Origin of the sequence: Pseudomonas syringae group sp. J309-1 (genome assembly GCF_032582135.1) — a bacterium.
Lineage (GTDB): Bacteria > Pseudomonadota > Gammaproteobacteria > Pseudomonadales > Pseudomonadaceae > Aquipseudomonas > Aquipseudomonas quasicaspiana.
Genome location: NZ_JAWHNU010000074.1, coordinates 19,594 through 26,867 on the forward strand (window position 1 = coordinate 19,594; position 7,274 = coordinate 26,867).

The 7,274-nt window shown below is 58.2% G+C and carries 6 protein-coding genes; 2 read left to right on the forward strand and 4 right to left on the reverse strand.

From position 1 onward, the window contains the following. Positions 1-255: 255 nt before the first annotated feature. A complete protein-coding gene (locus tag RX972_RS26360) occupies positions 256-552 on the forward strand; it encodes a helix-turn-helix domain-containing protein (protein ID WP_027898395.1) in 297 nt (98 codons plus the stop codon). A gap of 3 nt (positions 553-555) precedes the next feature. Here RX972_RS26360 and RX972_RS26365 read toward each other — a convergent pair whose 3' ends face one another. After that, entirely contained in the window at positions 556-1,014 is a 459-nt protein-coding gene (locus RX972_RS26365; protein WP_027898394.1) for a GNAT family N-acetyltransferase, read from the reverse strand. 266 nt (positions 1,015-1,280) lie between these two features. Here RX972_RS26365 and RX972_RS26370 point away from each other — a divergent pair, with 266 nt between their 5' ends. Continuing rightward, positions 1,281-2,018 (forward strand): substrate-binding periplasmic protein, encoded by a 738-nt coding sequence (locus RX972_RS26370; RefSeq protein WP_099268089.1) that lies wholly within the window; start codon positions 1,281-1,283, stop codon positions 2,016-2,018. Here RX972_RS26370 and yccS read toward each other — a convergent pair. From yccS to dbpA, 3 genes are all read right to left on the reverse strand, one after another. Beyond that, positions 1,999-4,200: a YccS family putative transporter gene (yccS, locus tag RX972_RS26375; protein ID WP_255886658.1), complete on the reverse strand. Its 2,202-nt coding sequence runs from the start codon at positions 4,198-4,200 to the stop codon at positions 1,999-2,001. The two genes, RX972_RS26370 and yccS, sit on opposite strands and share 20 nt — an antisense overlap. A 228-nt stretch (positions 4,201-4,428) precedes the next feature. Then, complete coding sequence (locus tag RX972_RS26380) at positions 4,429-5,607, reverse strand: NAD(P)/FAD-dependent oxidoreductase (protein ID WP_316879866.1); 1,179 nt, start codon at positions 5,605-5,607, stop codon at positions 4,429-4,431. Between the two features lie 111 nt (positions 5,608-5,718). Further along, on the reverse strand, positions 5,719-7,098 hold the full coding sequence (dbpA, locus tag RX972_RS26385) for an ATP-dependent RNA helicase DbpA (RefSeq protein ID WP_316879868.1): 1,380 nt from the start codon (positions 7,096-7,098) through the stop codon (positions 5,719-5,721). Between the last annotated feature and the right edge of the window lie 176 nt (positions 7,099-7,274).

Below are 7,274 nucleotides of genomic sequence, written 5' to 3' on the forward strand. Positions count from 1 at the left end.
TCCCCTTCGCGAATGAATTCGCTCCCACGGGGAAGTCACCCGCCATGCGCTTACCGTAAGATAAAAGGCCTTCACCCGTTGGAGTTCGATCTGCGGGTTTGGGATTAGCGACATTCTGGTGGGAGCGAATTCATTCGCGAAGGCGGTGTGTCAGTCATTGAATGGTTTTCAGGCATGTCCCCTTCGCGAATGAATTCGCTCCCACGGGGAAGTCACCCGCCATGCGCTTACCGTAAGATAAAAGGCCTTCACCCAATGGACGTCAGCAAAACCAAATCCAGCTTCTATCGCCGCCTGTACGTGGCGTATCTGATTGACAGCGAACTGGCCAGCAGCGTCCCGGCATTGGTCGACGCGACCGGCATGCCACGTCGTACCGCGCAGGACACGATTGCTGCGTTGGCGGATCTGGATATCGTGTGTGAGTTCGAGCAGCTCGACGGCGCCCGCAATCACGCCGGGCAATACCGGATTCGTGATTGGGGTGCGATCGACAAAAACTGGATTGCGGGCAATCTGGCACAAATCAAGGCAGTGCTCGGTTACCCCTGAGGCTTACTCGAGATCGCGGCGCATCCCGATGTGGGGAATTTCGTCCTCCAGATACACATCGCCCACCGGCTCGAAGCCGTAACGGGCGTAATAGCCCTGCAAGTGCGCCTGAGCTGACAGATAGATCGGCTGGTCGGGCCAGGTTCTCTCTGCGTTTTCCAGCGCCTGCTCCATCAGCTCATGACCAATGCCACGGCTGCGTATCGAGGGTGCCGTCACAACGCGGCCAATGGTCACGTCACCACCTTGCTGGATAGGATCGAGCAAGCGCAAATAGGCAACCAGCCTGTCTTCCTGCCAAGCCATCAAATGGCAGGTATCACCCATCAGATCCTGGCCGTCGACATCCAGATAAACGCATTGCTGCTCAACCACGAACACCTCCGCGCGCAATTGCAGGATGGCGTAAAGCTGCTCCTTGCTCAGGTCGGTGTGGTGTTTGCAGATCCAGTTAATTGACATGTCGCTGACTCGGTGAAGAAACGTTGAGCGAATACTAACTCATCCGGTCAGATACCCAATGAAACCCTGCAATGAATAGCCTGTGAATGTTTCGTGCGGGTTGCCGATAACCCTTCGAGGGTTTTGCGGAGCGCCGCACGTAATGTCATCTGAACGTGAGTTGTGAAAAGGGCTTTATGCAGCTTCAATGAGGCTACATGCCATCACCGGTTTCCCCGGTCATTGGCTGCAATCATCCGGGCGTTGCCCGTCTCAGGGATATGAGCATGTCGTGTGTGCTTCGAGCCATAGCTTTGCTGGGATTGCTGTTGATGGCTCAGGCCAGCGCAGACGAGAGACTGCGCTTGGTGGCCGATGCCTGGCCGCCTTTCACGGACGCTTCATTACTCAATAATGGCCTGGCAAGTGATCTGGTCAGCACCGCATTGCAGCGTGCCGGATACAGCACCGAGTACGAACAGGTGCCGTGGGCGCGCGCGTTGCTCGGGGTCGAGGAGGGGCGGTATGACGTGCTGATCAACGCCTGGTTCAGCGAAGAGCGCACCCGCATCGGTGACTTCTCGGAGGAGTACTTGCTCAATCGCGTTCGCTTCCTCAAGCGCGCCCGCTCCAGCGTGCAGTTTCAGGATCTGAGCCAGTTGTACGAGCGGCCCATTGCAGTCGTCAGGGGCTACAGCTATTCCGCCGAATTCGATAATGACGATCTGCTGGAAAAGGTGCCGGTAAACAACTTTTCCATGGCGCTGCGCATGGTCGTGGCGGGGCGTGTTGATCTGGCCGTGGAAGACGAATATGTCGCGCGTTATTACCTGGCGGCCGAGCCCCAGAGCACCCGTGACAAGTTGCAGTTTCTGCCTAAATCACTGAGCGAAAACAGCCTGCATATTCTGGTCAGTCACAAGAACCCGAAACATCAGGGGATCGTTGCTGACTTCAACCGGGAAATTGCCGCCATGAAAGCCGATGGCAGCTACGCAGAAATCTTCAAGCGACACGGTCTGTAGTGACAGGCTCCGGCACCTTGATCAAATGCGCCGCCAGGGTCCGCAACGGCCCCAGTTGACGGCAGATCAGCGCCAGTTGGGTCTGCACCAGGCGCTGACTTTCATCCAGCTCATCAGGCATTTGCTCAAGTTCAGTGGCCAGCGCCTCTTCAGTGTCGCTGTGAATCGCCACCGGCCGCTTCTCGGCGAGGCCTTGGGCGATTTCATCGATACTGGCCGCCAGCGTCGTGCCCGCGCCGTTGATCAAATGCTCGTGGACTTCGGCCGGTAGCTGCGTTTCACGGTGCGCGCCCAGCCCTGACAGATAGCTCAACAAGGTGTGCGAGAGCACCAGAAAACGAAAACCTACGTCTGCTTCCTTACGGAAATGGCCTGGTTCCATCAGCATGTTGGCCAGTGTGGTGGACAGCGCTGCGTCAGCGTTGTGGGCGTTACGCCGGGCCAGGCGATAAGCCAGGTCGTCGCTCTTGCCTTTGGCGTATTGCTGCATGATCTGGCGCAGATAAATGCTGTTGCAGGTCAGAGTATTGGCCAGCACTTTGTTCAGCCTTCGACCTTGCCAGTCCGGCAGGAACAGGAACACCGCAAGCCCTGCGATCAGGCTGCCCAGCAGGGTATCGAACAGGCGTGGCAGGAACAGCCCATAGCCGTCGCCGACCTGATTGAAGCAGAACAACACCATGATGGTGATTGCCGCAGTGGAGAGCGTGTAACGCGTGGTGCGATTGACGAAGAACACCACGCCCGCCAGCACCGCACACATCGATTGCAGGATCGGGCTGGTGACCAGATCAAACAGCGCCCAGCCGATGGTCAGGCCAATGGCGGTGCCAATGATTCGCTGGCCCAGCTTGCGGCGTGTTGCGCCGTAACTTGGCTGGCAGACAAATACCGTGGTGAGGATGATCCAGTAGCCTTGCGATGGATGAATCAAATGCACCATTGCGTAGCCGACTACCAGCGCCAGCGGCAGGCGTAAAGCATGGCGGAACAGCAAGGACGTCGGGGTCATTTGCAGGCGCAGTCGGGTCCAGGCGTCCTTGAAGGTACGCGGCGAGCGGTCCAGCAGGGAGCTGTCGGTCGCGTCGGCCACGGCATCGGGGTTGCTGGCATCGCTGAGCAGCCTGTCCAGGGTTTCCAGATTGTTCGCCAACGCACGCAGCGAGCGCAGCAGGCCGCGCCACGCCGGGTTGCTCTGAATGCGCAAATGCTCCAGCGAGGCGCGCAAGTCTTCCATCGCATAGGCGAAGCTGTCGTTGTAGACGAATGGCTGACGGAGCTGGATCGACTCTGACAGGGCCTGACAGGCCGAGCCCTGCTGCCGCAGGAGGCGCTGACAGCGGAATAGAACGTCGCTGTGGAAAAAGGCATCGGCCAGTGAGTTGTAAGGGTAGTGCGATGAACTGGCGCGCTCGTGGATGTCCTGAGCGATGAAATAAAGCTTCAGGTAGCGGCTGACTTTCGAACCGGGCCGACCGTTGCCCACCCGATGCAGAATGATTTCCTTGGTGGCGTTCAGTGCTGCGACGACCCGACCGTTTTGCTGGGCCAGTTCCAGACGGCGCGCTTCGACGTCCAGTTGGCGAATCGGCTCGAATAGACTCGATTTCAATTTCAGGTACTGACCCAGTTCGCGAAACAGCCGCGCCAGGGCCTGTTGCACCGGCTGGTTGGAAAACAGCATTTGCCACAATACCGACAGCAAGCCGTACCACGCTGCGCCCGCGACCAGCAGCATCGGTTCGTGCCAGAAGTCCAGCACTTCGCCGCCCCGCTGATCGACGCCAATCATGGTGTAAACGGAGAGAATCAAGGTGCCGTAGGCAATCGCGCTATAGCGCTCGCCCAGCGCGCCGAGCATGGTCAGCGCAAAACTGGCAATCGCCAGTGATATGGCAAAGATCCACGGATAGGGAAACAACAGCTCAACGGCCATGGCGGCAATGCTGAAACACACCAGCGTCACCGCCAGTGCGTTGAGACGGCCTTGCCAGCTGTCATCGGTCTCGGCCAGGGCGCAGGCGATAATTCCCAGAAACAGCGGAATCAGCAGGCCCATTTCGTTCTGATACCAGCACAGCGCCATGCTGCCGGTCAGCGCAATGAAGACGCGAACGCTGTAACTGAACTTATCCAGCGCCCACAGACGGCGGAAGGTATGACGAAGAGATTTCGATGCCATAAAGGAGCTGTTTCACGATTGATCAATGCTGAAGTGGATATGTACAGGCCTTGGCCGCATCTGTACATCCGGTTGGCGAGATTTATTCTGTCGCAAGAGCGATCGAGATCTAAACCTGTGGGAGCTGAGCTTGCTCGCGATAAGGCTGGACGCGATCTAAAGTGAATTGCGTCCAGCCTTATCGCGAGCAAGCTCAGCTCCCACAAGGATTAAATCGCACTCCAGTCATTAAACAAACTGCGCAGCCGCATACCCTGAGGCCCAGGCCCACTGGAAGTTGAAGCCGCCCAGATGCCCGCTGACGTCCAGCACCTCACCGATAAAATACAGCCCCGGCGACTTCAGGGACTCCATCGTCTTGGAGGACACTGCCCGCGTATCAATCCCGCCCAGCGTTACCTCGGCGGTGCGGTAACCTTCCGTCCCTGCCGGTACGACCTGCCAGGACGCCAGCTTTGTGGCGATGTCGGCCAGCTCGGCATGGGTGTACTGCTTCATCGGTTTGGACACAAACCACTGCTCGGCAATCAGGTTGGCCATCTTCTTGGTGAAGATTTCCCCCAGCAGGGTTTTCAGTTCGCTGTTGGGCCGTTCGGTCTGTTGCTCGTTGAGCCAGCTCGCTACGTCGTGGTCAGGCAGCAGGTTGATTTCCACTGCATCGCCAGGATGCCAGAACGAAGAAATCTGCAAAATCGCCGGGCCGCTGAGGCCACGGTGGGTGAAAAGGATGTTTTCGCGGAAGCTCGTGTCGTTGCAACTGACCAGGCAATCCACCGATGTGCCGGACAACTCGGTGCACAGCTCTTTGAGCTGGTCGGTGATGGTGAACGGCACCAGCCCGGCCCGCGTCGGCAGCAAGGTGTGGCCGAACTGCTTGCCTACCTGATAACCAAAACCGGTCGCGCCCAGAGTCGGGATCGACAAGCCTCCCGTGGCGATGACCAGTGATTCACAGTTGATCGTGCCCAGCGTCGTGGTCAGCGTATAACCCGTTTCGGTTTTCTCGATCTGCTGCACGGACGTGTCCATGTGCAGGCTGGCACCGGCCTGCCTGCATTCGTCGAGGAGCATTTCGAGAATGTCGCTGGACTTGTTGTCGCAGAACAGCTGACCGAGCTTTTTCTCGTGATACGGCACGCCGTGTTTGCCCACCAGACCGATGAAATCCCACTGGGTGTAACGCGCCAGCGCCGATTTGCAGAAGTGCGGGTTCTGCGAGAGGAAGTTGCTCGGCTCGGTATACATGTTGGTGAAATTACAGCGCCCACCACCGGACATGAGGATCTTCTTGCCAGGCTTGTTGGCGTGATCGATCAGCATCACCTTGCGGCCACGGCCAGCAGCGGTCAGCGCGCACATCAAACCTGCGGCGCCAGCGCCGATGATCACAACGTCAGTAACGGGCAAAGCGATTTCCTCGGGTGTCTGAAGTGACGCCTTCGCGAATGAATTCGCTCCCACAGGGGATCGCGGAACACCTGTGGGAGCGAATTTATTCGCGAAGCTTTTTGCTGGTTCTTACAAAATCCGGACGCGCAGCGATTTGCCTTTGATCTTGCCGTTGTTCAAGCGCTCCAGCGCTTGCTTGGCTACGCTGCGTTCAACAGCCACATACGCCTGGAAATCGAAGATCGCGATCTTGCCCACCTGGGCACCCGGAATACCGGCTTCGCCCGTCAGTGCGCCCAGAATGTCGCCCGGACGCAGTTTGTCCTTACGGCCCGAACCGATGCACAGCGTGCTCATGGTCGGGATCAGTTGCGAGCCGCCAGCGTTCTTCAGGCTGTCGAGCTGTTCCCAGCGCAACGACGCTTTCTGGAGTTCTTCAATGGCGCGGGCGCGCTGGCTTTCCGATGGGGCGACAAGGCTGACCGCAACACCTTTTTCACCCGCACGACCGGTACGGCCGACGCGGTGAATGTGCATCTCCGAATCACGCGCCAGTTCGACGTTGATCACCATGTCCAGCGCATCAATGTCCAGACCACGGGCTGCAACGTCAGTCGCAACCAGTACCGACGTACTGCGGTTGGCGAACATCGCGAGCACCTGATCACGGTCACGCTGTTCCAGATCGCCATGCAGGCCGACGGCGGAAATGCCTTTGGCAGTCAGGTGATCGACCACTTCCTGGCACTGCTGCTTGGTGAAGCAGAACGCAACGCAGGATTGCGGACGGAAATGACCGAGGACTTTCACGACGGCGTCGAGACGATCTTCAGGGGAGATTTCGTAGAAAATCTGCTCGATCTGGCTGTCAGCATGCAGCGCTTCAACTTTGACGGTCTGCGGGTCGCGCATGAACTTGGACGACAGCTGCTTGATGCCTACCGGGTAAGTGGCGGAGAACAGCAGCGTCTGACGCTTCTTCGGAGTCTGCTCGATGATGTCGGCGATGGCGTCGTAGAAGCCCATGTCCAGCATGCGGTCGGCTTCGTCGAGGATCAGCGTGTTCAGGCCATCCAGCACCAGTGAGCCTTTGCGCAAATGCTGCTGAATACGACCCGGCGTGCCAACGATGATGTGCGCGCCGTGCTCCAGCGAGCCGATCTGCGGGCCAAACGGCACGCCGCCACACAGGGTCAGGACCTTGATGTTGTCTTCCGAACGGGCCAGACGACGGATTTCCTTGGCGACCTGATCAGCCAGCTCACGGGTCGGACACAGCACTAGTGCCTGACAGCCGAAGTAGCGCGAGTTGATCGGGTTAAGCAGGCCGATACCGAACGCAGCGGTCTTGCCGCTACCGGTTTTGGCCTGAGCGATCAGGTCCATACCCTTGAGAATCACCGGCAGGCTCTGCGCCTGAATCGGCGTCATTTCGGCATAACCAAGGGACTCCAGGTTAGCCAACATGGGGGCGGACAGGGGCAAAGTATTGAAAGCGGTGTTAGTCACGGTAAAGAGCCTGCAAAACAAAATGTCGCGCAGTGTATCAGGTCACGTGGCCATCAGGCGCGCTCCCGCCGGGTGGTGATATTCCAATTACGATCATCCGTGGGAGATTCTATGGTTGTGATCAAGCCATAACCCACCCTTTGGGTTGATATTCGCTCTGATTTTTCATCAGGGCG

Coding starts and splice junctions, on each gene's coding strand:
- RX972_RS26360 (WP_027898395.1), top strand. CDS start 256: ATGGACGTCAGCAAAACCAAATCCAGCTTCTATCGCCGCCTGTACGTG.
- RX972_RS26365 (WP_027898394.1), bottom strand. CDS start 1,014: ATGTCAATTAACTGGATCTGCAAACACCACACCGACCTGAGCAAGGAG.
- RX972_RS26370 (WP_099268089.1), top strand. CDS start 1,281: ATGTCGTGTGTGCTTCGAGCCATAGCTTTGCTGGGATTGCTGTTGATG.
- yccS (WP_255886658.1), bottom strand. CDS start 4,200: ATGGCATCGAAATCTCTTCGTCATACCTTCCGCCGTCTGTGGGCGCTG.